Source organism: Plantibacter sp. MPB07 (genome assembly GCF_046619465.1).
GTDB lineage: Bacteria > Actinomycetota > Actinomycetes > Actinomycetales > Microbacteriaceae > Plantibacter > Plantibacter auratus.
The window spans coordinates 1,062,948-1,087,562 of sequence record NZ_CP177043.1; the positions used below are offsets into that span (position 1 = coordinate 1,062,948).

At 69.6% G+C, this 24,615-nt stretch carries 22 protein-coding genes; 8 read left to right on the forward strand and 14 right to left on the reverse strand.

Annotated elements, in window-relative coordinates; all coding sequences use genetic code 11:
• The first annotated feature begins 1 nt into the window (after position 1).
• The gene (locus tag ACLIME_RS04990; protein WP_079705892.1) at positions 2–1,258 is read left to right on the forward strand and encodes an alpha/beta hydrolase family protein; all 1,257 of its coding nucleotides are present in this window, start codon (positions 2–4) and stop codon (positions 1,256–1,258) included.
• Positions 1,259–1,274: 16 nt separating this feature from the next.
• Here the strand turns inward: ACLIME_RS04990 and ACLIME_RS04995 are convergent, their stop codons facing one another.
• A complete protein-coding gene (locus ACLIME_RS04995) occupies positions 1,275–1,709 on the reverse strand; it encodes a SufE family protein (protein ID WP_071260092.1) in 435 nt (144 codons plus the stop codon).
• 83 nt (positions 1,710–1,792) lie between these two features.
• Positions 1,793–2,695 carry a sulfurtransferase gene (locus ACLIME_RS05000; protein ID WP_411558350.1) on the reverse strand — a complete coding sequence of 301 codons (903 nt, stop codon included), beginning with the start codon at positions 2,693–2,695 and terminating at the stop codon, positions 1,793–1,795.
• A 137-nt stretch (positions 2,696–2,832) separates the two neighbouring features.
• On the opposite strand from ACLIME_RS05000, the gene zapE reads away from it, so the two are divergent.
• The 3 genes from zapE (at position 2,833) to ACLIME_RS05015 (ending at position 5,966) form a co-directional block, all read left to right on the forward strand.
• Positions 2,833–3,894 (forward strand): cell division protein ZapE, encoded by a 1,062-nt coding sequence (zapE, locus tag ACLIME_RS05005; protein ID WP_079705894.1) that lies wholly within the window; start codon positions 2,833–2,835, stop codon positions 3,892–3,894.
• A gap of 198 nt (positions 3,895–4,092) precedes the next feature.
• Positions 4,093–5,322 (forward strand): ammonium transporter, encoded by a 1,230-nt coding sequence (locus ACLIME_RS05010; protein ID WP_064293796.1) that lies wholly within the window; start codon positions 4,093–4,095, stop codon positions 5,320–5,322.
• A 98-nt stretch (positions 5,323–5,420) separates the two neighbouring features.
• A complete protein-coding gene (locus ACLIME_RS05015; RefSeq protein WP_411558351.1) occupies positions 5,421–5,966 on the forward strand; it encodes a type II toxin-antitoxin system PemK/MazF family toxin in 546 nt (181 codons plus the stop codon).
• Between the two features lie 19 nt (positions 5,967–5,985).
• Here ACLIME_RS05015 and ACLIME_RS05020 read toward each other — a convergent pair whose 3' ends face one another.
• From ACLIME_RS05020 to ACLIME_RS05055, 8 genes are all read right to left on the reverse strand, one after another.
• Positions 5,986–6,309, reverse strand: coding sequence for a hypothetical protein (locus ACLIME_RS05020; protein WP_159878745.1), 324 nt, complete (start codon positions 6,307–6,309; stop codon positions 5,986–5,988).
• A 142-nt stretch (positions 6,310–6,451) separates the two neighbouring features.
• The gene (locus ACLIME_RS05025) at positions 6,452–7,021 is read right to left on the reverse strand and encodes a hypothetical protein (protein WP_411558352.1); all 570 of its coding nucleotides are present in this window, start codon (positions 7,019–7,021) and stop codon (positions 6,452–6,454) included.
• Positions 7,022–7,183: 162 nt separating this feature from the next.
• The gene (locus ACLIME_RS05030; protein WP_411558353.1) at positions 7,184–7,861 is read right to left on the reverse strand and encodes a hypothetical protein; all 678 of its coding nucleotides are present in this window, start codon (positions 7,859–7,861) and stop codon (positions 7,184–7,186) included.
• Between the two features lie 231 nt (positions 7,862–8,092).
• Positions 8,093–8,788 carry an HAD family hydrolase gene (locus tag ACLIME_RS05035; protein WP_159878749.1) on the reverse strand — a complete coding sequence of 232 codons (696 nt, stop codon included), beginning with the start codon at positions 8,786–8,788 and terminating at the stop codon, positions 8,093–8,095.
• Between the two features lie 41 nt (positions 8,789–8,829).
• Positions 8,830–9,555 (reverse strand): HAD family hydrolase, encoded by a 726-nt coding sequence (locus ACLIME_RS05040; RefSeq protein ID WP_411558354.1) that lies wholly within the window; start codon positions 9,553–9,555, stop codon positions 8,830–8,832.
• A gap of 75 nt (positions 9,556–9,630) precedes the next feature.
• Positions 9,631–13,011 (reverse strand): ATP-binding protein, encoded by a 3,381-nt coding sequence (locus ACLIME_RS05045; protein ID WP_411558355.1) that lies wholly within the window; start codon positions 13,009–13,011, stop codon positions 9,631–9,633.
• Entirely contained in the window at positions 13,008–13,853 is an 846-nt protein-coding gene (locus ACLIME_RS05050; RefSeq protein ID WP_411558356.1) for a DUF4194 domain-containing protein, read from the reverse strand. The genes ACLIME_RS05045 and ACLIME_RS05050 overlap by 4 nt, the downstream gene beginning before the upstream one ends.
• 1 nt (position 13,854) lies before the next feature.
• A complete protein-coding gene (locus ACLIME_RS05055) occupies positions 13,855–15,402 on the reverse strand; it encodes a DUF3375 domain-containing protein (RefSeq protein WP_164486946.1) in 1,548 nt (515 codons plus the stop codon).
• 248 nt (positions 15,403–15,650) lie between these two features.
• Here ACLIME_RS05055 and ACLIME_RS05060 point away from each other — a divergent pair, with 248 nt between their 5' ends.
• From ACLIME_RS05060 to ACLIME_RS05070, 3 genes are read left to right on the forward strand one after another with little or no spacing between them, the layout of a single operon-like run.
• Positions 15,651–16,331, forward strand: a complete 681-nt coding sequence (locus ACLIME_RS05060) for an esterase/lipase family protein (RefSeq protein WP_079706308.1) — start codon at positions 15,651–15,653, stop codon at positions 16,329–16,331.
• Entirely contained in the window at positions 16,328–18,016 is a 1,689-nt protein-coding gene (locus tag ACLIME_RS05065) for an ATP-grasp fold amidoligase family protein (RefSeq protein WP_411558357.1), read from the forward strand. Before ACLIME_RS05060 ends, ACLIME_RS05065 begins: the two co-directional genes overlap by 4 nt.
• Entirely contained in the window at positions 18,013–19,233 is a 1,221-nt protein-coding gene (locus tag ACLIME_RS05070) for a glycosyltransferase family 4 protein (protein ID WP_411558358.1), read from the forward strand. Before ACLIME_RS05065 ends, ACLIME_RS05070 begins: the two co-directional genes overlap by 4 nt.
• Here ACLIME_RS05070 and ACLIME_RS05075 read toward each other — a convergent pair.
• The 4 genes from ACLIME_RS05075 to ACLIME_RS05090 are packed head-to-tail and all read right to left on the reverse strand — an operon-like array spanning position 19,164 to position 23,348.
• Positions 19,164–20,045, reverse strand: coding sequence for a glycosyltransferase family 2 protein (locus ACLIME_RS05075; protein WP_411558359.1), 882 nt, complete (start codon positions 20,043–20,045; stop codon positions 19,164–19,166). The two genes, ACLIME_RS05070 and ACLIME_RS05075, sit on opposite strands and share 70 nt — an antisense overlap.
• Positions 20,042–21,028, reverse strand: coding sequence for a glycosyltransferase (locus ACLIME_RS05080; protein ID WP_411558360.1), 987 nt, complete (start codon positions 21,026–21,028; stop codon positions 20,042–20,044). Before ACLIME_RS05080 ends, ACLIME_RS05075 begins: the two co-directional genes overlap by 4 nt.
• A gap of 44 nt (positions 21,029–21,072) precedes the next feature.
• Complete coding sequence (locus ACLIME_RS05085; RefSeq protein WP_411558361.1) at positions 21,073–22,215, reverse strand: glycosyltransferase; 1,143 nt, start codon at positions 22,213–22,215, stop codon at positions 21,073–21,075.
• A complete protein-coding gene (locus tag ACLIME_RS05090) occupies positions 22,212–23,348 on the reverse strand; it encodes a glycosyltransferase (RefSeq protein WP_411558362.1) in 1,137 nt (378 codons plus the stop codon). The genes ACLIME_RS05085 and ACLIME_RS05090 overlap by 4 nt, the downstream gene beginning before the upstream one ends.
• 133 nt (positions 23,349–23,481) lie before the next feature.
• Between ACLIME_RS05090 and ACLIME_RS05095 the strand changes: the two genes are divergently transcribed.
• Positions 23,482–24,570 carry a hypothetical protein gene (locus ACLIME_RS05095; protein WP_411558363.1) on the forward strand — a complete coding sequence of 363 codons (1,089 nt, stop codon included), beginning with the start codon at positions 23,482–23,484 and terminating at the stop codon, positions 24,568–24,570.
• Positions 24,571–24,615 lie beyond the last annotated feature (45 nt).

The window sequence follows — 24,615 nt, forward strand, 5'->3', positions numbered from 1 at the left end:
GATGAATGGGCAGAGGCACGCCGGGCGGAGACGCGGACCCGGGTCGCAGGCAGGCGGTCGAGGAGCGGCGAGCACCGGCATCCGACGGCGGGGTTCGGCGACGGATGCGATCGTCATCGCCGGTGGAGCCGCTGCCGCCGTGGGCGCCCTCGGGCTCGCCGTCGTCGCGACCATCGCCCGCAAGGTGGTGGTCCCGGCTCGGGACCGCCCGAGTGAGGCTCGCATCGTCGGGTTGGACCGTGCCGGCGGGACGGTCGAACTCGTCGCGTCCCCGGACACGATCGTCCCCGGCCGCTACGGCAGCTGGGTGACGAGACGTGCCGCGTACGTGCAGCTGGGCGACATCCTCGAGGTACGGCAGCACACCGTGGTCCGGACCCTCCTCGGCGGCGACGTCGACGCACTCCGCGTCGGCCAGGAGGCCGAGTTCAGCGGCTGGTTCTTCCGCCGCCCGGAGGAGCTGGGCCTCGCCCACGAGGACGTGCTCGTACCGACCCCACTCGGGCCGGCGCCGGCGTGGGCGATCCACCCGGAGGACGGACCGTCCACCCGCTGGGCCGTCCTGGTGCACGGCCGGGGGACCACGCGATCCGAGGCGCTCCGAGCGGTGCCGAGCTTCCGCAACGCCGGATACTCGTGCCTGCTCGTCTCCTACCGCAACGACGGCGACGCTCCGCCCGCGCTGGACTTCCGCTACGCGCTCGGCGACGAGGAGTGGCGCGACGTGGACGCCGCGATCGGCTGGGTGCGTGAACAGGGCGCCGCCGACGTCGTACTCATGGGCTGGTCCATGGGCGGAGCGATCGTGCTCCAGGCCTCACGGCGGACGACGCACCCCGAACTCCTCCGCGCCGTCGCGCTCGATTCGCCGGTCATCGACTGGGTGGACGTCCTGCAGCACCAGGCCCGCGAGAACCGGATCCCGAGCGTGGTCGGTCGGGTCGCCCTGCTCGCCATCAGCCGCCGGTGGGGACGCCTTCTGACCGGGCAGGCGACGAGCATCGACCTCGGTCGGCTCGACTACGTCGCCAACGCCGCCGACCTCGCCTTGCCGATCCTGCTGATGCACAGTGACGACGACGGCTACGTCCCGGCAGGGCCGTCGCGGGCGCTCGCCCTCGCACGACCGGACATCGTGACGTTCGTCCCGTTCACCGTCGCCCGTCACACGAAGCTCTGGAACTACGACCCGGAGCGTTGGACCGCCGCGGTCTCGGACTGGCTCGACGAGCTCGTGCCGCTACCGCCCGGGCACTGACCGACGAGCCGACGACTCAGGCGAGTTCGCGGAGGCGGCGCTTCGTCCGGCCGAGCAGCGCCGACATCCCACGCAGTCGCAGTGGCGACACCGCTCGGGAGAGTCCGATCATCTGCGGGAAGTCGTCGGGGACGGCGAGCACCTCGTCGACGGTGAGTCCGGCGAGCCCCTGGACGAGGATGCTCGCGAACCCACGAGTGGTCGGCGCTTCCTCGGGGGCCGTCGCGAACAGGTGCACGATGCCGTCCTCGTCGACCTCGACGAAGAAGAACACGGGCGCTTGGCACTCGAGCACCCGCTCCATCAGATCGGGGTGGTCGCGGTAGCGCTCCGGGAGGTCCGGCAGCTCGTCGCTGAATTCGAGGAGCAGCTGCAGCCGTGAGCGTTCCTCGACGGCGAGGAACTCATCTCGGATCTCGGCGAGGTTCGGGGCGAGGAGGGAATCGGTCATGGTCACTCCAGTATCGCAGCCAGGAACAGCGGACCGCCCTCCCGCACAGTGCAGCCGTGCGGAAGGGCGGTGGGTGGACGAGTTCAGCGCGTCGGTGCGTCGCCCGGCTCGGCACCCTGGACGATCGGCACGCGCACGGCGCTACCCCATTCCGTCCAGGACCCGTCGTAGTTGCGGACGTTGTCGAACCCGAGCAGGTGCTGCAGGACGAACCACGTGTGGCTCGACCGCTCGCCGATGCGGCAGTAGGCGATCACCTCGTCGCCCTCGGCGAGGCCTGCGCCGTCGCGGTAGATCGCGTCCAGCTCCTCGGCCGGCCGGAAGGTGCCGTCGTCGGCGACCGCCTTGCCCCACGGGACGCTCTGCGCACTCGGGATGTGACCGGCGCGGAGCGCACCCTCTTCGGGGTAGGCGGGCGCCGTGGTGCGTTCACCGCTGTACTCCTCGGGGGAGCGGACGTCGATGAGCGGCTTGCCGAGGTGGGCGAGCACGTCGTCCTTGTAGGCGCGGAGGGCCGAGTCGTCGCGCTCCACCACGGGGTACTCGACGGCTTCGCGCTCCGTGGCATCGCGGGTGATCGCCCGGCCGTCCGCGATCCACTTGTCGCGTCCACCGTCGAGCAGCCGGACGTCCTCGTGTCCGAAGAGGCTGAAGACCCACAGGGCGTAGGCGGCCCACCAGTTGTTCTTGTCGCCGTAGATGACGACGGTGTCCCCTCGCGAGATCCCCTTGGATCCGAGCAGTGCGGCGAAGGCGGCTCCGTCGATGTAGTCGCGCTCGACCGGGTCGTTGAGGTCGGTGTGCCAGTCGACTTTCACCGAGCCGGGGATGTGGCCGGTCTCGTAGAGGAGGACGTCCTCATCGGACTCGACGACGACGAGACCGGGTTCACCCAGGTGCGCTTCGAGCCACTCCGCCGTGACGAGGCGCTCGGGGTGGGCGTAGGCGGTGAACTTGGTCGAGGTCGAATCGGCGTCGACGGTCATGGGTACCTCCGGTCGTGCAGCTGGCTGCGGTGGGGCTCGGGTGTCGTGCATCTAGGCTGGAAGCCTGTCCCTTCGACAGTACGCCGTCCGCACCACCGAACCGCACCGATGCGTCAGACGCCGTAACCCCAGCACCCATGCAGAGCCAGAGGTTTGCCGTGACCACGCCTTCCGTCCCGACCGGATTCCGCAGCCTCACCGACCGTGTCCCCACGGTCAGTGGTGCCGAGATCGTCGCGAGCCTGACGCCACCCCGGCAGTTCGAGCAGGCGAGCTTCGACTCGTACCGTCCGGATCCCGACTTCCCGGGCCAGGCGGCCGCGGTCGAGAAGCTCCGCGGCTTCTTCGCGCCCCAGGCTGGTGGCGGTGGCGGCTTCTTCGGACGGCGGAAGCCCAAGGCACCGGCGGCCAAGCCGGGCATCTACCTGGACGGTGGCTTCGGCGTCGGCAAGACGCACCTCCTCGCGGCGCTCTGGCACGATGCACCCGGTCGGAAGAAGTACTTCGGCACCTTCATCGAGTACACGGCCCTCGTCGGTGCGCTCGGCTACGCGGCGGCGGTCGCGCAGCTGACGGGCGCGACGCTCATCTGCATCGACGAGTTCGAGCTCGACGACCCGGGGGACACGATGGTCATGACCCGACTGCTCGGGGAACTCGTCGCGACCGGGACGAGGATCGCCGCGACCTCCAACACGCCGCCGAACGCCTTGGGGGAGGGCCGCTTCGCCGCAGCCGACTTCCTCCGCGAGATCCAGGCCATGAGCGCCAACTTCGAGACCCTCCGCATCGACGGCACCGACTACCGCCGCCGCAGCATCGAGGGACACGCCGTGGTGAGCTCCGAGGAGCGGTTCGACGCCCGCACCGCGGAGGCGGCGGCCGCCGACCGTGACGTCACGGTCGACACCTTCGACGGTCTCATCACCCACCTCGCCGCCGTCCACCCTTCACGGTTCATCGGACTCCTCGACGGCGTCGACCTGATCGCGCTCCGCGATGTCCACGAGTTGACCGACCAGGGCCAGGCGCTCCGGCTCGTCGCGTTCATCGACCGGGTGTACGACGCACAGATCCCCGTGGTCACGACCGGCACGGCCCTCGACGAGGTGTTCGGCGGAGACATGCTCAACGGTGGATACCGCAAGAAGTACCTGCGCGCGATGTCGCGCATGATCGCCCTCACCTCGATGGACTGACCCGTCGCACCGGGTCACGAAACACGCTGTTTACCTGGGCGGCACTCGCGTAACACATCGGAAACACGCTGACAGTCGTGCGGAAACCTCCGTTCCGCAGACTGGTCGCTGCACCGAGTCGGACGGCGAGACCGAGCTCAGCCAGTCCTCACCATCTCGGGCACCCGTTGCAAGACCACGATGTGTGAGGAAGATCCAATGGATACAGGCAGTATCGCTTGGGGAGTCACGGCAACCGCTCTGGTGCTGTTCATGACCCCCGGCGTCGCATTCTTCTACGGCGGCCTCGTGAAGGCGAAGAGCGTCGTCAGCATGATGATGATGAGCTTCGGCGCACTGGGCCTGATCAGCGTGCTGTGGATCCTCTACGGCTTCAACATGTCGGCCGTCGGCAGCCCGCTGGAGTTCGCAGGCAACCCGTTCTCCGACTTCGGGATGACCGCCCTCGCGAGCGGCGAAACCGCGAACACCGACCTGGTGGGGGCGACCTATGGCGCCACCTTCGCGATCATCACGATCGCGCTGATCTCCGGCGCCATCGCCGACCGCGCGAAGTTCGGCTCCTGGATGATCTTCGCCGGCCTCTTCGCGACCATCGCGTACTTCCCGATCGCCGCGTGGGTCTGGGGCGGCGGCTGGATCATGAACCTCGGCACCACGCTGTTCGGTGAGGATGCCGGCATCGGCGTCATCGACTACGCGGGTGGAACCGCGGTGCACATCAACGCCGGAGCCGCAGCACTCGCCCTCGCCCTGGTGCTCGGCAAGCGCATCGGCTTCCAGAAGGGCATCACGAAGCCGCACAACGTGCCGCTCACCCTCCTCGGAGCCGCCATCCTGTGGTTCGGCTGGTTCGGCTTCAACGCCGGCGCCGAGTGGCTGAACGAGCTCGCGAACGTCGGACTCATCGTCGTCAACACCGTCGGGGCCACCGCTGCCGCCATCATCGGCTGGATCGTCGTCGAGAAGTTCAAGGACGGCAAGGCGACCTCGGTGGGCGCCGCCTCCGGTGCCGTCGCTGGTCTCGTCGCCATCACCCCGGCGTGTGCGAACCTGACTCCGGGTTGGGCGCTGCTCCTCGGCATCGTGGCCGGCGCCGTCTGCGCCATCGCCGTCGAGCTGAAGTTCAAGCTCGGCTTCGACGACTCCCTCGACGTCGTGGGCATCCACCTCGTCGGTGGCCTCATCGGCACCCTATACCTCGGCTTCTTCGCGACCGAGACCGGCCTCTTCGTCGGCGGCGGCATCGAGCAGCTCGCGGTCCAGGCCATCGCCGCCTTCGCCGTCCTCGTCTACTCCTTCATCGTGGCCTTCGTCATCGGCTTCGCGATCGAGAAGACGATCGGCTTCCGCGTCAAGAACGAGGACGAGATCGCCGGCGTCGACACCTCCGTGCACGGCGAAGAGGGGTACGCCCTCGTCGACTGACCTCGACCGCCTCTGCTTCGCCGAACGGGCGTCGTCCACCAGGGCGGCGCCCGTCCGTCGTTTCCTGGGGTGGCAGCCGCGGACGGTAGGGTGACGGCGTGTCAACCTTCACCTCGATCATCCGCCGCGTCGCGAACGCACTCCTGGGCCCCTCCACCCGCGCCGCCTCCAGTGCGGTGCGCACCGCGGGCCTCGCGACGCCACCGACCACCACCGCCGCTTCACCCGGACGCTCAGGCCGGACGGCGACGGTCGAGGTCGATCCGCGGGCGGTCGGCGCCGTGTCCATCGACTACGCCCCGGCCGTCGACGGCGACCCCGACCCCGGCGAGATCGTCTGGACCTGGGTGCCGTACGAGGAGCGCGACGGACGTGGCAAGGACCGTCCGGTGCTCATCGTGGCGCGCTCGACCGGAGGCTGGGTGCTGGCGGTGCAGCTGACGAGCAAGGATCATTCGCAGGACGGTGAGTTCGTGCCGCTCGGCACCGGAGGATGGAACAGTGCCGGCCGTCCGAGTTGGGCGAACCTCGACCGCGTCTTCCGCGTGCACCCCGACGGGATGCGACGGGCGGCGACTCAGGTCCCGCGTGATCGCTTCGACCGCGTCGCCGCCGGGCTCCGTTCGCGGTACGGGTGGCGCTGACCGACCTGCGACCGGTCGCTCAGGCGTACCGGTCGCTCCGTCGCGGCGCTGCGTCCCACGGCGCCTGCCCGCGCTCCCAGGCGTCCGCGGACCGGGGAGTGGCCGGTGCGGCGGACCGTCGTCCACCCGGCACGGCACGCTCCGCCTCGGCGAGCGTCGCGAACCGACCGATCAACCGACGGTCCTCCGACCGCGGTGCCCAGGTGACGCAACGGAAGTAGGCCGGTGCGCCGCTCGGCGCGAAGTACTTCACCAGACCGGCCGGCCGGTCGGGCACCTCCCGCATCACGATCCACTCGGCCTCACCGATGCGGATCGGCGGGGCAGCGGGCCGGTCGGACATGATTCGAACATATGTTCGATTCTGAGGGATGTCAAGATGAGACTGGCCGTCACGTCGCAAGGCATCAGTGACAGCTCTGCATCACGACATCGGTGACACTTCTCGAGAGGTCGGTGGTGACACTTCGCATCGTAGCCCTGCTTCAGGATCCAGCTGGTGGCCATGGCTGCACAATGAGTGCGTACGCCGCCCAGAGCCCGGTGAGCACTGCGGCGGTGATGATCCAACGGGTGAGGGAAGCCTTCGACCCTGCAGGGTTGATCAGCTGGGCAACCAGGAATGACAGCAACGGCAGGTAGAGCACCAGCCCGACGAGACCGTCATCCGCAGATCCGCATTCACGGCGGGCCGTCTCGATATACGGCGTCAACGGGCTGACGACGACGAGAACGATGGGCACCAACCCGACCGCGAGGATACTTGCCGCGAGGATGACGAAGCTTCGAACGCGTGTTGTCTCGAGCATCGTCGAGCGATGCTGCACCCAGAACCAGCAGAGGACCACGATAGCGGTCATCGACGCAGAGTAGAGCGGTCGCAGATCGTCGACGTCGGCAGGCACGCGGCAGTTCATCCAGTGGAGGACGGAGCCCACGAGCGGGAACCAGGCGACGGCGATGAGCACGTAGGAGAGCGCGACGACTCCTCCTGGGATTGGTACCGCAGGTGTCCAAGGCGAGGCGGCCGGCGGTGATGTAGTCAGTTCGGTCACGGGCTCCCTGTCCGATGAGACGCTGACGTGGTCGGAGTAGGCGAACTCCACCCAGGCAGCACCGAAGCATACGGTGGCCGACGGGCCCACCGCGTGACGCCGATCGTGGCCATCTGGCTCTGAGCGGTCATCCGAGCGATGTGTTCTCGAGTCACGGTGGCGTTAGTTGGCCGACCACGGAATATGACCTTCGAGGTCGTCGATGACGATGGACGGCGACGGTGGTTGAGCGCGATCGTTCAGAACGATCTTCCAGTCGCCCTCGATCCATTGCAGCGAGGTCGGCGCGCTGACCAAGGCATCTCCCTGCGCGGCATCCCGCCACACGATATCGACGAGGGCGAAGTCTGCGTCGTATTCATCGATGGCGAATGCGACAACCTGTGGTGCACCAAGCGCCGGATTTGCGAGATCGCCCGGTGACGTCAGCGCGGCGTCTCTGCCGACACCTGGAGCAATCACCAAGGGGATGAGCCGCGACAGGAGTTCACGGTCCGATGTTGATACCAAGGCGGTGTAGCCGACCGCAGCTCCGAGCGCTCCGTACGCAGTACGCGCGAAGCAGTAGCGTTCGCCGTTCTCCTTCACGACGAATGGACCGCTGTCGCTGTTTTCCGCAGTAGCCGCGATCGCACCGACCAACTCCCACCGATTCGTCGGAGCAGTCGTCAGCGTGTTCTCTGCCTCAGCCGCGGATGCGCCACAGACGCTCGCCGCAGCGCTGCTCGGCCTATCCTCCACGGTAGTTGGCTGACCAGGTGCCGGCGACGCAGTGCCCGAGCAGCCGGTGAATGTGAGCGCCGTAATTCCGAAGATGAATAGTGTCGTGCGAATACGCATGGCCCCCCTGTGCTTCAACCCGACCCCCGGTCTGAAGTTCCCTCACCATAGCAATGCCTCGTGAGCCCGATGGGGCTGCGGCCTTCACACTGGGGCCACCAGTCTCGGCACTTCGGAGCATCGGTATGGCTCTCACGGTGGCCGACACAGAGACGAGATCCGAGCTCGTGCAGGATCCCTGTGCGGCGTCTTCGCCGAGCAGCGACCACCCTGCTGGAGCGGCTTACTGCGCTACCGGAGCGCCCGAGCGAGGGCGGCGAGTTCGTGATCGATGAGGTCTTGGATGCCGGCTGCGTGTCTCTCATACCGGTCAACGAGCAACCCGCGCATCCCTGCGGCGCGGGCGCCCTCGACATCCTGCGCGGGATTGTCGCCCACGAACAGGCACGCTGATGTTTCAACGCCCAGCTCTGCGGCGAGGATGTGGAAGGCCCTCGGATTAGGTTTCTGCACGCCGATGCGCTCGGATGTGCAGATCACGTCGAAGGCTTCGGCGATACCGGTCTGTTGTAACTTGTCGAGTTGCTGAGCCTGTGTCCCATTCGTCAGGAGGCCCACTCGGTAGCCACGGGATCGCAATCCGTGAAGCGTCTCCAGACTGTCAGGGAAGATCCGCCATGCCTCACGATAGGCATGAAGATACTCGTCGAACAGCGCGTCCAGCTCGGTTTCTTCGATCGGCGGAGTGACGTCGAACAACGGCAGCACGGTGCGCAGACGCTCTCGACGCTGCTCGGCGAAGCTGACCAGGCCGGATCGCCAGCGTTCGAAGTGTTCGTCCTCGGCTGCGAACCATGATTCGAGCGCCACCGACGTCGGAGCGATGCCCAGCGACCGGAGGAAGCTCCGCGCTGCGACTCGCGCGGAACCGCGATGATCGAACAACGTCCCGTCCAGATCGAACCCGACTGCCGGCACCACGCTCACCCGCCCAGGCTAACGAAGAGAGGGGACCGGCCGATGATCGTTCATGACGGGCTCGCCAGGGCGAACGCTCGCCACGTCCCCTCCGGGGGCACGATCAGGCACGGCATCCCCAAGGCGGCACCGCCGACATCGTCGTGCGCTGAGTCGCCGATCATGAGGCAGTCCGTCGGATCGACGCCGAGGGCGTCTGCGGCCAGTCGGAAGATCCGCGGATCGGGTTTCACACAACCAACCTCGTAGGACAGGATCACCGCGTCGAATGCAGTGGCGATACCCCAGCGTTCGAGCGCCGGGCGGATGTCCAGTGCGATGTTCGAGACGATCCCGAGACGTGTCCCCACTGCTGATGCTCGGGCGATGAAGTCGGATGCGCCTGCGTTCAACATCCATTGGTTCGGCATCACCGCGTACAGCGCTTCGGCGACGTCGATCGGTATCGCGTCGTCATGGTTCAGGGTCGAGACGAAGGCGTGCCGATGCGCGGTGGGGTCGAGGTCCCAGTCCAGAGCCGGGAACAACCGTCTGGCATCGCCCCAGACGTTCCGGATCCGCTCACGTGGGATCGCCCCCGGTGCAGGCCCACCCGCGACCAGATCGCTCGCCTCGTCGATCCATTCGTTCACCGACCGGACGACCGCCAAGGTGTTGTGGAAGTCGAGGAGCACCGCGCTCGGGCGCGCACCCGACTGGTGCGACGGTCGCGCCTCAGCCTGCCCCGTCGCGCGCACAGGCTGACCGGAAGCTCCATCACCGCTGTACTCGCTCATCCCAGCAACCTAGCTCAGCGCCACGACCGGAGGGATCGATCACCGCGCATGGTGGCGGGTCGGCGGGTCTCCTGTCTATCCGACGCGTTCGAACGGCTCGACCGGAGCCGACCGTTCGATCTCGGCGACCCAGGCGTGTCGGGTCTCCGGATCCTTCCGGATCGACAGGAGCCGATCCATGTAGGGCTCGAGCGCGGTCACCTTGTCGAGCGGCGCCCCGATCACGAGCTGGAAGCCGAGCCGCAGCCAGGCGACCACCGCGCGACCGGCGAACTCCGAGTCCGCCTTGATGAAGCCCTCGTCGAGCAGCACCGGCGCGAACCTCGGACGCGGGCGGTCCTCATCACCGAGCTGGTAGCGCAGGGCAGCGCCGACGATGAACGCGACGAGCTCCTGGGTCTCGCCACCGCTCTTGTCGCCGAGCGAGGAGTAGACGCTGACATCCTGACCAGACGTGTCGTACCGCACGGCGGTGATCTCGACGTGACGGCGCACGTCGAGCACCTGGTCGCGGGTCGACTGGGACCCGGCACCCGTGTCGCGCATCGACTCCATGAACCGGCGGAGCCGCTGGAACCGGGCCTCCAACTCGTCATCGCCGAGGTTCGCGGTGACTTCGCTCGACAGGACGCGCAGCTCGCGCCGGAAGGCGGAGGCCTCCTCGCGATGCACCCGACGGAGGACGATCTTCAGACGATCGTGCGCCGGTCCGAACGGCAGGTCGCGCAGGATGTCGTTGACCGGGACCAGGCGGTCCTCGATCTCCTCGACGGCGCTGTCGAACGCGCTGCTGAGGGGGACCAGGTCCTCACCGCTCCACTGGGACAGCCGGCGGCGCCACTCCTGGCGGCGCTCGGGGAGACCGGTGCCGAGGATGCCGTCGAGGATCGCCCGGTAGTCGCCGTAGGACTCGAGCGTCGTGCCGAGGTTGGGGTCGTGCCAGATCGACTGGTACTGCTCGAACACGTGCACCTGTGCGAGCGCGGCCTGCTCCGCCTGGCGGACGGCCGAGGACAATTCGTCGCCGAGCCGGGCGCGGAGCCGCTTCATCGCATCGCCGAACCCGCCGAGTGACGGCACACCGCCCACCGCCGAGAGGGCGGCTTCGATCCGATCGATGTCGGCGGGGGAGACCTCCTCCACCTCGGAGCGCTCGAAACGGTCGATGACGGTCGTCGCCGCGTCCTGCTGATCGACGAGGACCCCGTGCTCCTCGTCGAGGCGTCTGACACGGTCCTCGGCCGGGAACCGCTCGGCGTTGGCGGCGTCGAGTTCACGTTGGGCGGCCGCCACCGAGCCCTGGAGCTCCTGCAGGACGTCACTGGCGTCGAGCAGACGCTCCAGCTCGGCCGCGGCTGCGTCGCGATGCGCAGCAGCACCGGCGACGTCGATCCTGGCCCACTCGGTGTCGAGACGATACCGGTGGGCGGCCCGCTCGGCCTCACGACGCGACAACCGCTGCTGGATGCCGGCCTGTCGACCGGCGATGACTTCGAGGCGCCCACGGATCTCGGCCGTCTCCGCCTCGATCGAGGCGATCCGCGCCTCATTGGTGAAGCCGAGGATCGGTGCACCGCCCGTGTCGCCGTGGGAGCCGCGGCGGCCGTCACGCAGCTGGCCGTTCACGGTCACGCGGCGACCGCCACCCGAGAGCTCCGACGGAGACTCGACGCACCGCGCGTCGATTCGGTCCGAGGTCACGCGCTGCTCGATCCACCTGCTGAACGGCGAGGTGCGGTACGTGACACGGCCGGAGATGAACGCGGGGTCACCCGCGTCTGGGGAGGACGGCTCGTGCAGCGGGACACCCTCGAACTGCAGGCGGACCGGGATCCGGACCGCGTCGATCGCGCGGCCGAACGCATCGAGGTGTTCCTCGTCGACGAGGACCGTCCTCGCGAGACCGTGCAGGGTGACCTCGATCGCGGGACGCCAGGCGGCATAGGCGGGAGCGACGTCGATGAGCTCGGCCACGAACGGCAGCTGTTCCGGGTCGAGTCCAGCGGCCTCGGCGAGGGCGAGCCTCGCCCGGTGGAGTCGATCGGGGACCGCGCCGTCACGGCCGCGAAGCGATTGCAGCTCACGGCGGAGTTCGGTGTTGCGCTCCTCGAGTGGGAACGCTTCGCGATGCAGCTGAGCGCGATCGGTCTCGATCGCGTCGAGCGCGGCGTCGTCGTCGTCGAGGAAGTCCTCGCTGCGGCCGAGCGCACGGCGGAACGAGGCTTCGTCCTCGATCGGATCGTCGAGGACCTCGGTGCGCTCGTCGAACAGCGACCTGGCTCGTGCCACCTCGGCGTGCGTCGCCTCCGCGGCCTCACGGCGTTCCTCGGCACGCCGCAGCGCGCTCCCGCCCTGCTCAGACACCTGACGCTCGAGTTCACGGACACGGACACCCGCCGCAGCGGCTCGTGCCCGCGCCGCCTCCAACGTGGCTCCGGCCTCGAGCTTCTCCCGCCGGTTCCGGGAGACCGCTTCATCGAGCAGTGCCTCGTGTGCGCGACTGCGCCAGACGGTGAACGGTGTCGTGCCGTCCTCGGTGAAGCCGAGGCGCTCGAGGTCGGCAGCCGCCCGGTGCCCGTCCTCGTAGTCACGACGCAGTTCACCGAGCCGCTCGAGCACCCGAGCCTTGCGGCTCTCGGTCTCCATCGCGAGGTACGCCTCGTCGAGCGCCTCGAAGTGCGACAGCGCCCGATCGGCCGCGTCGTACGTGCTCGGACGCTCCAGCACCATCGACTTGTACAGGCCGTCGACCGTCGGCAGGTGCTGTCCCGCCTGGATCCGGGCCAGCAGACGCATCGCCCGACCACCGTCGCCTCCGGCACCGATGCCGAGACGGGTGTGCAGGGTGTAGGACAGCTCCGCGTAGGTGTCACGGACGACGAATCCGGGGATGCGACCCTGGAGCTCACCGGCGTCGAACCGCTTCGGCACGAACGCCTCGAGGTCCGTGAGCTCGAACGGCCCATCGACGGTCGCCATCGTCATCGACAGGTCACCGGTGCGCAGCGCACGTCGGGGGACGAGGTAGGCGCGCACGACGGTGAAGCGACGGTCGTCGTCGTTGAGGAACGTCACCGCCACGGCACCCCAGGTGAGCTGATCCGTGCCGCGCAGGTTGATGTCGCGCATCGCCCCGGTCTGCGGGTCCCGTGCCGAGTCGACCTTGCCGCGGAGATACGTGAGCAGGTTGCGCTGGTCTGGATTCCGCGCCCGTCCGACCGCCGCGTCGTTGGAGGCTCCGTTGAACGGCACGTCCGACGGCATCATGACCGCGAGGTACGCGTCCATGAGCGAGCTCTTCCCGGTTCCGGAGGCGCCGGAGATGAGCGTCGCGCGGGAGGCGAAGTCGACCGATCGGTACCCGTCGAACCCACCCCAGTTGATGACCTGCATCCGTTCGATGCGCCACTGCTCGACGAGGTCCAGCAGGGTGTCGGTGTCCGTGGAGCGGCTCATCGGTCGTCCTCTGCTGCTTGTGGCTGTGTCCGGTCGTCGGGGGAGTCCTGCGACTCGGCTGCGGTGCCATTGGGCTCGTGGTCCGAGTCCGCGTCGGCATCGGGTCGCGGCTGCTCCGAGGCCGGATCGACCGCTGCAGTCTGCGTTTCGAGCCACTCCAGGAGCTCCTGGAGGCGCTCGAGGGGGAGGAGCGTCTCCACGACCGACGCGATCCGGTGGCGGCGGGCGTCCTTGGTCCGCAGCAGGACCCGTGCGGTCAGCAGCTTGTCGATCGCACGTTCGACGCGTCCGTCGTCACGGGCGCGGTCGGTGGCGTGCTCGGGGCGGAAGCTCGCGACGAAGCCGAGCAGCTCGTCGTGTTCGACGATCGCGGCTCGTGCGCCGTTGGCCAGTTCGGTCCGGAGACGCGTCCGCAGGTAGACGAGCAGGATCGTCTCCTCGCGGCTGTAGCTGGTGTCGTGCAGCAGGGTCGGGAAGGGACGCCGCCCGCTCTCCGAGCCCGCCTGGCGCTTGAAGGCGACCTCGGCCGAGCGGTCCACCTCGAGCTCCAGGAACAGCTCGTTGAGGCGGGACCGGAGCAGCGACTCGGACTCGAGGACCGTCCGCCACTCGGCCGGCTGGAGCGCGGGGCTGACGTAGCGGTGCTTCAGCAGAGCGACCAGCGCACGACGTTGAGCGGCGTCGAGGCGTCCCTCGTCCCCTTCGAAGAGGGCGAACGAGTCGTCGTCCGGGCCGGCGACCGGCGCCTCGGCGGGTGCGAAGGCGTCGAGTCCGTCCGTCGTCAGGTCGTCCGACGTCGGGTCGGTCGTCGCCGTCGCGGTGGGATCCGTCTCGGAGGTCATGTCATTCCGTTCCGCGCCCGGCCTGGTCGGCCGGAGCAGTGGTCGTGGTCGTCGTGGCCCGCGTCAGCGCTGCGACACCGGCCTCACCGAGCGGGAAGGCCGGGAGTTCGAACGCGGTGGTCGTCCCATCCGGACGGACCGTCTCGTAGCGACGGCGCGGTGCCTGCTCGTCATACGTGCCCAGCTGGGTCATGAGGTGGACGAGGCCGAACAGCTCCACCGGTCGTCGGAGTTCCGGATCGAGCCCGGAGAACGCCACATGGGCGTCCTCGGCACCGGAGGTCACCGCATCGAGGAGTCCGGCCCGGAGCTCGTCGAGGAGCGGGCCGCCCTGCGATCGGAGGGTGTCGAGCGACATCACCGCGCCGTCGGTCCGTTCGACGGCCGTCGCGATCGGCGGCGGAGCGACCTCGACGTCCGGATCGTAGAACCGCTCGCGCAGGTGCTCGATGTCGATGGTCTCCGGGAGGAGCGGCAGGTCGACGGTGGCGCGTGGTCCCGCGGTCCGCATCCAGATGCCGAGGCGCTGGTTCAGTGCTCGCAGGGTCGTGTCGAGTTCGCGGTCCTGCACGACGTCGTGATGCACGATGTGGTCGCGGAGCGTCGCGGTGAGCCGCCGACGCTGCGCGAGGACGTCGTCGATCCCCTGTCGGATGATCCCGACGGCACCCCGGAAGCCACGGAGCTCCGCGGGCCCGAGCCTGGCGGAGAAGGGGTGGTCGAGGATCGTGGAGAGGTCGCGCTTGAGGTCCTGGAGCAGATCGTCGTTGCGGAGGAGCTCGAAAGCGCCCTCGAAGGCCCGACCCTCGGCCGTCGCCGTCATCAGCTCGTCGGTGCGCCGGAGGTAGTCGTCGAGGATCTCGCCGATCGGACGGGTGTCGTTCCGGAAGTCCTCGACGATCCGCCGGTGCATCGCGATGACCGACTCCTCGACCCGGCGGAAGTCGCTCGGGAGCTGGCGGATGAGGTCGGCGATGTTGGCGTAGCCGTCCTGCATCCGGTCGTCGCTCGCCGCGACGACGGTGCCGCCGGCCGCCACCCGTTCGCGTTCCGCCTGGAGCTCGGCGAGCTGCGCGTCGATGCGACGCAGATGCTCGTCACGGTCCGGGTCGGCCTGCAGCGCCCATCGGCGCACGGAGTCGAGGATCATGGTCAGGCGCGACTCACTGATGAGGGCGCGGTCGTGTGCGAGGCCGTCGACGAGCGAGACCGCTTCGAGCGCGTGCGAGGTGAGCGAGTACTGCTCCTCGCCGTCGTCGGTGCTCGTCCGGACGAGCCACTGGTCGTGCACCCACTCCCGGCAAAGGGTCCGTCCGCCACCGCGTTCGTCGCCGCCCGCCGGGATCCGCGCACCGCGAGCCACGAGTTCGCCGAGGTACTCCTCGACCTGCAGATGGAAGCGGTCCGCTGCGACGAACTGGACGTCGCGGCCGAACGTGGTGCGGAAGATCGCCACGACAGCGGGTGCCGTCGGCCGGCTCAGGAGCCGGATCGCAGGACGCTCCAGCGCGTCCCGGACGCGGCCGAACTCTCCGTCGATCTCTCCCACTGCACTCCTCGATCGTCCGGGCACACGAACACCCCGAGGCCACCGCAGCTGCCAGATTATCAGCGCACCGCACCCGTGGTGAGCCACGCCGGGCATCGACGGTCCCGATCCGCCCGGGCCCGGTCCGGCCGCTGTCAAGGTCCAGGGGCTGGCCGGGTGGTCCGGTTACGGTGAGGACATGGGAACAGAGCGATGCCCCGAGGTCCTGCGAGGAGACGGTTGAGCCGCGCGAACGGGGATCGTCGGTGATCCGTTCGACGCTGCGGACCCTCGGGTGGTGGGCGCGCGACTACACCTACGCACTCGTCTGGCAGGTCCGGGCCTTCGTCAGCCGCACCGACCCGCACGACTTCCTGTCCGGCGACCGGTCACCGATCGTCGTCCTTCCGGGCGTCTACGAGACCTGGCGGTTCCTCGAGCCGCTCATCCGCCGACTCCACGACGACGGACACCCGGTACACGTGATCGACCCGCTCGGACGCAACGACCGCTCGGTCCCGGTGGCGGCACGACTCGTCGCCGACTACCTCGAGGCGAACGGGCTCGGCGACGTCGTCCTCCTCGCGCACAGCAAGGGCGGGCTCGTCGGCAAGTACGTCATGTCGCTCGGCGGCGGTGGAGCCCGGATCGCCGGGATGCTCGCCGTCGCGGCGCCGTTCGCCGGATCGCGGTACGCGAGGCTCATGCTCCTCCCGAGCCTGCGCATCTTCACCCCCGACGACCCGACGATCCTCGCGCTCTCCCGAGAGGCGACCGTCAATCCGCGGATCGTCTCGGTCTACGGGCGCTTCGATCCGCACATCCCGGGCGGCAGCCGACTCGACGGCGCCAAGAACGTGGAACTCGACACCGGCGGACACTTCCGGATCCTCGCCCACCCGCGGGTGTTCGCTGAGGCACAGCTGCTGGCGGATGGGCGAGACGCATGACGGTCGAGACGCTCGAGACCGCGGCCCACCCGCTCGTGACCGTGGACGTGGTCGTTCCGGTGAAGGACGACGCCGCGCTCCTGCGCCGCTGTCTGCGCTCACTGCGCGCGCAGCACACCGGACCCGCATCGATCATCGTCGTCGACAACGGCAGCCGCGATCGCGCCGAGGTCGAGGCCATCGCGGAGCGGTACGACGCGGTCCTCATCGATGAGCCGATGCCCGGCATCCCCGCGGCGAACGCAGCCGGCTTCGACCACGCGACCGCGACGGTCGTGGGGAGACTCGACGCGGACTGCGTGCCGCCACCGGATTGGGTGACCAGGATCACCGAGGCGTTCGCGACCGATCCGGAGCTTGCGGCACTCACCGGGCCCGCCGTCTTCATCGACGGTCCGCGCCTGCTCCGTGCACCGCTCGCCGGCCTCTACCTCGGGGCGTACCGGCTCTTCGTCGGAGCCGCCCTCGCCCAGGTCCCGATCTTCGGGTCCAACTGTGCGATCCGGCGCGCGACGTGGGACCAGATCGCCGAGACGGTGCACCGCGAGGATGCGGAGCTGCACGACGATCTGGACGTGTCGACACACCTGGGTCTCCACCGACGCGTGCGCTACGACCGGTCGCTCGGGATGGGGATCTCGATGCGCCCGTTCACCGATGCCGGTTCGCTCGCCCTCCGGATGCGTCGGGGCTGGACCACCTTGCGTGTGCACTGGCCCGAGGAGCTGCCCGCCGTCCGATGGTTCCATCGCAGCCGCCGCCTGCGCGCCGTCCTCCCCGATGCGACGAGCGCGCCGCGGACAGTGCCCTGGCGAGAGCGGAGCCGGCTGGTACGCGCCGTCCGGCTCTGGCGGACGCGCCGACCGGCGACGTTCCGGGAGAAGGTCCGGTACAAGATGCTCCGCGACCGTCGTCCGCTGATCGTCACCTTCGCGGACAAGGCCGCCGTACGAAATCTCGTCGCTTCGCGCATCGGCCAGCACGTCCTCCCGCGCGTGTACGGGATCCTCGACGATCCGCGTGAGTTGCGGGACCTGGAGCTCCCGGGGTCCTACGTCGTCAAGCCGACTCACGGCAGCGGGGCGGCGATCGTCGTCTCGTCGTCCGCCCGCCCCGACGCCCGTCTGCCGACCGACGCGGGGAGCTGGGAGTACCGGCATGTCCGACCGGAGACGGTTGATCGCGATCGACTCGTCGAACTCGCGAGCGGCTGGGTGTCCCAGTTGTACGGTCAGGGACCGAACCGCGAGTGGGTGTACGGACGGGTGCCGCGCAGGATCATCGTCGAGGAACTGCTGGAGGGACCGGACGGCGGGATCCCCGACGACCTCAAGTTCTTCGTCTTCCACGGGCGCTGCCGGTACATCCAGCTCGACGCCGGCAGGTTCGGACGCCGGACCCAGGACTTCTTCCTCCCGGATTGGCGGCACCTGCCACTCAGCGGTGGGCCCGCGTGGGCCGACCCGGAACCGTCGGCGCCCGAACGGCTCGACGAGATGATCGACCTGGCCGAGCGCCTGGCCGCCGACACCGACTTCGTCCGCGTGGACCTGTACGACCTCGGCGACCGCATCGTGTTCGGCGAGCTGACGAGCTACCCCGCCGGTGGCGAGAGCCCGTTCGACCCGGAGCGGTACAACGCGGAGTTCGGTTCCTGGTGGACGGTGCCGAGGCGATACCGGTGAGTGACGTCCCGCGTGGTCCACGACGGCAGCGCTGGCTCGTGGCCGCGACCGAGTATGCGGGGCTCACGAGCTACACGGGCGGGATCGGACGGCACTACGCCGCGCTCCTTCCCGCCCTCGTCCGCTCGGGAGTCGAGATCGACCTCGTCGTGTGCTCGGACGACGAGCTGCCCGTCGGCGCGGACATCGACGGCGTCCGTCTCATCGACGCCGTACGGCACGGCAGTCGATCACCACGCGTCCTCAGGATGCTCCTCGGCGCCCGAACCGTCCGCCGGGTGTTCCGACGCGGTTCGTACGATCGGATCTTCCTGCCCGAGTGGAGCGCCCTCGGATCGGCGCTGCCGCGCTCGGCGCCCCTCGTGACGAACCTCGCCACGAGCATTCGTCTCTCCAACCTCGTCTCGGGACTCCGCCTCAGTGACCTGCCGGTCGCAGGGCGCATCGCGGTGATCGTCCAGGACGCGCTCGAGACCCGACAGATCCGACGGTCTGCTGTGCTCGTCGCGATCTCGACCGCGATGCTCGCGCGCACGAAGGACCTGCTCGGCGCCCTGCCGCCGGCCGCCGTCGTGCGCAACTGCATCGACGTCGACGCCGTCCGCGTTGCCGCGTCGACCGCCGGGCTGCCGGCTCAGTGGCCGACCGGGGCGGAACCGGTCGTGCTCTTCCTCGGCCGGCTCGAGTGGCGGAAGGGTGTCGTGGAGGCGTTTCAGGCGTTCGCGTTGCTCGTCCGGCAGAAGCCCGATGCCCGACTCGTCCTCGCCGGTTCCAGCGGTGACCGGCGGTTCGAACCGGACCTGACGGCGCTGCTGTCCATCCTGCCCGAGTCGGTACGGGACCGGGTCGTGTGGCTCGGGCATGTGGCGGGAGCGGAGCTCTATCGGGCCGTCGGAGCTGCGACGGTGGTCATGTGCCCCTCGCGCTGGGAGGGGTTCGGCAACGTCGCACTCGAGGCGAAGGCGATCGGGACCCCGCTGGTCGTGACCACCGGGAGCGGGTACGACGACTTCTGCACGGACGGCGTCGACTGTCTCATGGTGCCGCCGGGAGACCACGGAGCCCTTGCGCGAGCGCTTCGAAGGGTGCTGGACGCGCCGTCGGACGCCCTGACGCGGGCCGCGACCGCACGTGCGTCCGTCGATCGTTACGCGCCGGAGCCTGTCGCCGCGGCGCTGGTGGCCGCAGTCGACGGACTGCTCGGGCCGGTCGGCTGAACCCGGACCCAGTCGTCGCCGATCCGTCGGACTGCACCAGCCTGAGCGAACGCCTCCAGCCAACCGGTCATCGGCCAGGTTCCCCACCGGTCGGCGAACCGCGCGCCGTTCCGGAGGATGTCGTCGAAGTGCTGCCAGGGCGGGCGCTGCGTCTCGTGGTGCTGGTGGTAGGCGTGCGCGCCTCCGACCCACACGAGGGGTGTCCGCGACGCGCTCAGGGTGAACGCGAAGTCGGTGTCCTCTCCGCCGTACCCTTCGTACCTCTCGTCGAAGCCTCCGCTCCGGGACCAGGTCGACGCACTCGTCGCGAAGGACAACGACCAGAACAGCGGGTACTCGTCCTCGGAGGCGACGCGCTCCGCGCCGTCGTCCGGGTTCGGTCTCGCCGCATGCGGTGCCGTCGCCGCCGCCAATGCACGGCGGTCGGTGACGTCCACGCCTGGCTGCAGGTAGGTCACCGGGCCGCAGAGGACGGCGCCCGGGTGGCGATCGGACGCCTCACGGTATCGGTCGAGCAGGGCCGGCCCGGGGACGCAGTCCGCGTCGAGGAACACGATGAGGTCTGCACCACGGTCGATGGCGAGCGCTGCACCGGCGTTCCGGCCTGCCGCGAGACGGAGTCCGTCGGACCCCGGTGGAAGGTGGACCGTCAGCTCCGCGTCGAGGGTCGGGGGTGCGTCGTCCCCGATCCACACGACGAGTCGCTCCACCGCGTCGCCCGAGGTCGGTATGGACGCCCCGACGGCCTCGAGCTGCCGTTCGAGGTGTCCGAGTCGGGGGCGCGAGCACAGGGTCACGACAGACGTCCTCATCGCCCACCCCCTGCAGGATCGCCGGCCGCGACCGCTTCGATGGCCTCCGCTGCTCGTCGGGCGGCACCCGCAACCTGCCAACGAGACCAGTCGGGCCGGAGCTCCGAGGCCCGGTCGAGGATGCCCTTCCAGTCTGTGGCGTCTGGCCAGGACGACCGCACGACCGCCAGCTCGTTCGCCTCGAGTGCACGTGCGGTGGACACCTGCTCGTCGAAGGGGCGTTCCTGCGGGACCACGACCGCCGTGACGCCAGCCGCAGCGAGATCGGCGATCGCGTTCTGACCGGCCCACGACACCACCACCTCCGCCCGGCAGAGCGCGTCCCACGGGTCGTCGGTCCAGACGGACCCGGCACCGGCGCCGAGCGAGGTCCAGTCGCGACCGCTGGCGTGGGCGGCCTCCTCCACGGCTTCCTGCGACACCGAGGAGCCGCCGGCCCCGGCGAGGAGGAGCACCCCGCTGCGCCCGGCTTCCGCGGCAGTCCGCTCGCGACCCTCGAAGCGACTGATACCGCCGGTGTACACCACCTTGTCCCGTACGGGATGGAGGTGCTCCAGCTGCAGCACACCGTGAGGCCATGGGGCGATGATCGTCGACGCCGCGCGGAAGGCGAGCGCGTGCGGTTCGTCGTCGCGGTGGCCCGGCTGTGCCATGACGACGGTGGGGACGCCGAGCAGGCGTGCGAGGAGCACCACCTCGACGGAGACGTCCACCACCATCGCGTCCATCTGCTGCTGCGCGAGGGCGGCGGCGATGGTCGCAAGACGAGCACGGTGACCGGCGTGACCGAGCGGCGCCCAGTGCAGCAGCCCCTCCGCGGTCGGATCGCAGTCGTCCGGGGGAGACGCACCTTCCGGCACGTCGTCATCCCGGTCGAGCACCACCCAGGAACAGTTCGAGGGGAGTCCCATCGGCGCCGGGAACGAGCTGAAGCAGACGATGTCGGCGTCGAGGTGGGGTGCGACGGCGAGCAGACGCGTCACGTGCCCCCGTCCGTGGTGATGCACGTACCAACCGATGCGGGGCCTCACGAGCTGAACTCGTCGACGCGACCGGAACCGAACACGGGCGAGTCGCCGAGGAGCGCGGTGAAGTGCTCCTCGAGCCGGCCCACCCTGGCGTCGAGCGAGAACCGCGCGAGGGCGGATGCCCGGATCGAGGCGCGGAACCCCCGGTCGAGCTCCGACTGCCGGATCAACCCGTCCACGCGGTCCGCCATGGCCGCCAGGTCTCCTGGTGCGACGACCTGCATACCGACGCTCGCCTGGGCGATCTCGGGCACGCCGCCGACGGCGAAGCTGACCACCGGGGTCCCGGTCATCAGCGCCTCCGGTGCGACGAGACCGAACGGCTCGGCCCATGCCGGCGTCGAGACCGCTGCTGCGCTCCGCCCCACGAGCGTGGCGAGTCGCATCGGGTCGAGCGGCCCGACATGTCGGACGTCACGCCCCAGCAGCGGCGACACCACGCGCTCGGCGTACACCGGATCGCCCACGCGACCGGCGATGACGAGCCGTCGCCCCAGTCGACGGGCGACGTCGACCGCGAGGTGCGGAGCCTTCTCCGCGACGACCCGTCCGAACCACACGAGGTCGTCACCGCCTCGGCCTGCCCGCCAGGCATCCGGATCGATGCCGTTCAGGAGCACCTCGGACTCGACACCGGCCGTCGCCCAGGTGCGCTTCGTGAACTCGCTCACCGCCAGGAACCGGCTGCCGTCGGAACCGGCCCGGTTCGCGGCAGCGGCGACGGCCTCGTCGACCGGCGTGTGCAGGGTGGTGATCATGGGGACGCCCAGCTCAGGTGCCAGTTCCACCGGGAGCGCGTCCAGGCAGTGGTTGGACACGACGTCGTATCGCCCTGGCCGAGCGGCGATCGCCTCGAGCGCGCGGCGCAATGCCGGGACGGATCGGGTCAGGTGACCGGGGGGATACCGCTCGTCGTCGGGGGAGGACCAGCGCGGCCACCGCAACTCCGGCAGTTCGAAGACGCTGCCGCGCTCGACGAAGTCGGACCCCCGGACGCCGATGAACGTCACCTCGTGACCTCGTGCGCGCAGTGCGTTGACCTCCGACCACACGGCGGATTCGAGCCCGCCGGCGTGCGGGCGACGGATGGGGAAGCGCAGCGGGGCGATGACGACGACGCGCAGTCGTGGACCGGCCGTCACGAGGCGCGCTCGGCGACGACGCGGCGGTACAGCTCGGCGTGTGCTGCTGCGCTGACGGCGTCGTCGACGTCGCGCCGGGAGCGGCGCGCGGCGACGGCCGCGATCCGGTCGGAGGAGCCGGCACGGGTCGTGCCGTCCGCATCGAACAGCGCGCCGATGAGATGCTCGAGTGATGCTCCGTCCCCGAGGTCGTAAGCGGAGACGGTGTCGTCGGGATGCTGATCGAGGTACGCCCCGACTCCGGACGGGACGGCGACGGACACGCCGAGATCCCAGCAGAGTTCGAGCCAACCCGAGTGCGTGCCGTGCCGGTAGGGGAGGAGACAGACGTCCAGGCGGCTGAGTGCGATGGCGAGTCCGAGGTCGTCGAGACGCTCGTGCTCGATGAGCAGCGCGGCTTCCGAGCTGCTGACAAGCCGTCGGACGGCCTCGCATGCCTCCGGATCGCGGACCGCATGGTGCATCCGGACCTCTGCGACAACGTCCGCTCCACGGCGGCGGAGGCGTTCGACCGCGTCGATGAGGGTGGTGACGGCACCGACCGCGTCGACATTGGGGCGCAGGTCCTTCAGGTGGACGCCGACCCTCGTCTCCGCCGACGGCAATACGAGCGGAACCGTGACGTCATCCGACAGGAGCGACGGGTGCGGGATGACGACGGCGTCGCGGCCCCAACGTTCCCGGATGCGGGCGGCGGCGCCAGGGGTCAGGGTGATCAGGGCGTCTGCTCCACGGACGAGCTCGTCGAGCTGCCGGTCATAAGCGGCCTGGTTGTCGAGCTGCGGGTGTTCAAGATCGTGCACCGTGTACACGACCGACCAGCCGACCTGGTGCGCTGCCTCGATGCACGCGGTCACGTGTCCGGGTGGGAACGACTCCGTCCCGAAGTGGATGTGCAGCACGTCGGCATCGACGGCGTGGTCGTGGATCCAGTCCGGATCGAGGGCGGCGGGCGGCCACCAGACGCCCGATGGCGCTCCGTCGACCGGCGGATCGCTCAGCACGTCGATGTCGGGCGAGGCGGTGATGCGGCCGACGTAGGGGTGCGCGGCCGGGATCGAGACGACGCGGATCGGACGAGATGCCGGGTCGGCAGCTCGATCGGTGGCGTGCGGCATCACGGTCGACTGCATGGCGGGATCCCCTGTACGGATGCGGGCGCGAGACGCGCGGACGGGTCGGCACGATACGGGCGCCGTCCTCCGAACATAGGTCCGATGACGAGAGTGCCCGCGACCCTTGACGCGGGCCCCCCACTGCACCACGATGACGCAGGTGATCGCAGCCCCACCCCGTCTCCTCATGGTCGGCCCACAGCACCACGGAGTCGTCCAGTACGCGATCGACGTCGCCGACGCTGTCGTCCACGCAGACCCTCGCGCGGAACGGATGTACGCTTCGACCCCGGCCGACGCCGTGCTTCTGCTCGACGGCGTGGACCGTGCCCACGTCCACGTCACCGACCGTCTCTTCGGCCGGTCACCCGAAGAGGCGGCGGACGCCGTCGAGCGTCTCGCGGACGCCACCGAGTTGACGGTCACCCTCCACGACGTCCCGCAGACCTCCGACGGCAGGATGCTGGACCGCCGCATCGCCGCGTACGCCCGGTTCATCGCCGCCGCCCATGCGACAGCCGTCAACAGCCGGCACGAACAGGCGCTGGCTGAAGAGTTCCTCGGTGTCAGTGCCGCGACCGTTCCGCACGCCATCCCGCTCGGCTCCCGGATCGGTACGGCGGCGGTCTCGGCCGACGATGCATCGCTGCCGGGACCACGCCCACTCACCGTCCTCATCGCCGGGTTCATCTACCCGGGCAAGGGGCATTCGTCGGCGATCCAGGCGGCTTCGCGTGCGGCGGAGGTGCTCCGTGCCACCGGTCACCAGGTCGCCGACGTCGTCGTCCGTGCCATCGGCGCCCCCTCGGCCGGGCACGAGGACGACGTGCTCGACCTCGAGGCGGAAGCACGCGCCGCCGAAGTCTCGTTCGAGGTGACCGGATATCTCGACGATGCGGCGTTCACCGCGCAGATCTCGCGCCCCGGCATCCCCCTGGCCGCGCACGGCCATGTCTCCGCGTCACGCTCGATGCTCGACTGGGTCGAGGCAGGCCGCCGACCGCTCGTCGTCGACTCGCGCTATGCAGCGGAGATGGACCAACTGCGCCCGGAGACGATGGTCCGCTACGACCCGTCGACGCTTCACACCGAGTTGGCCGCGGCCTGGCTTGATCCCTCCCGGACGCGCCTGCCCGCCGGTCGTAGCCTCCGCCCGGCGCTGCCGGACACCGCGAGCGCGTACCTCGACTGGTGGGGCGCGACGGCCGGTACCGGTCGGCACCGCCCGCCGACGCTTTAGCACGCTCGCAGGAGCGACGCACCACCCTGGCCTCCGGTCGCTCGA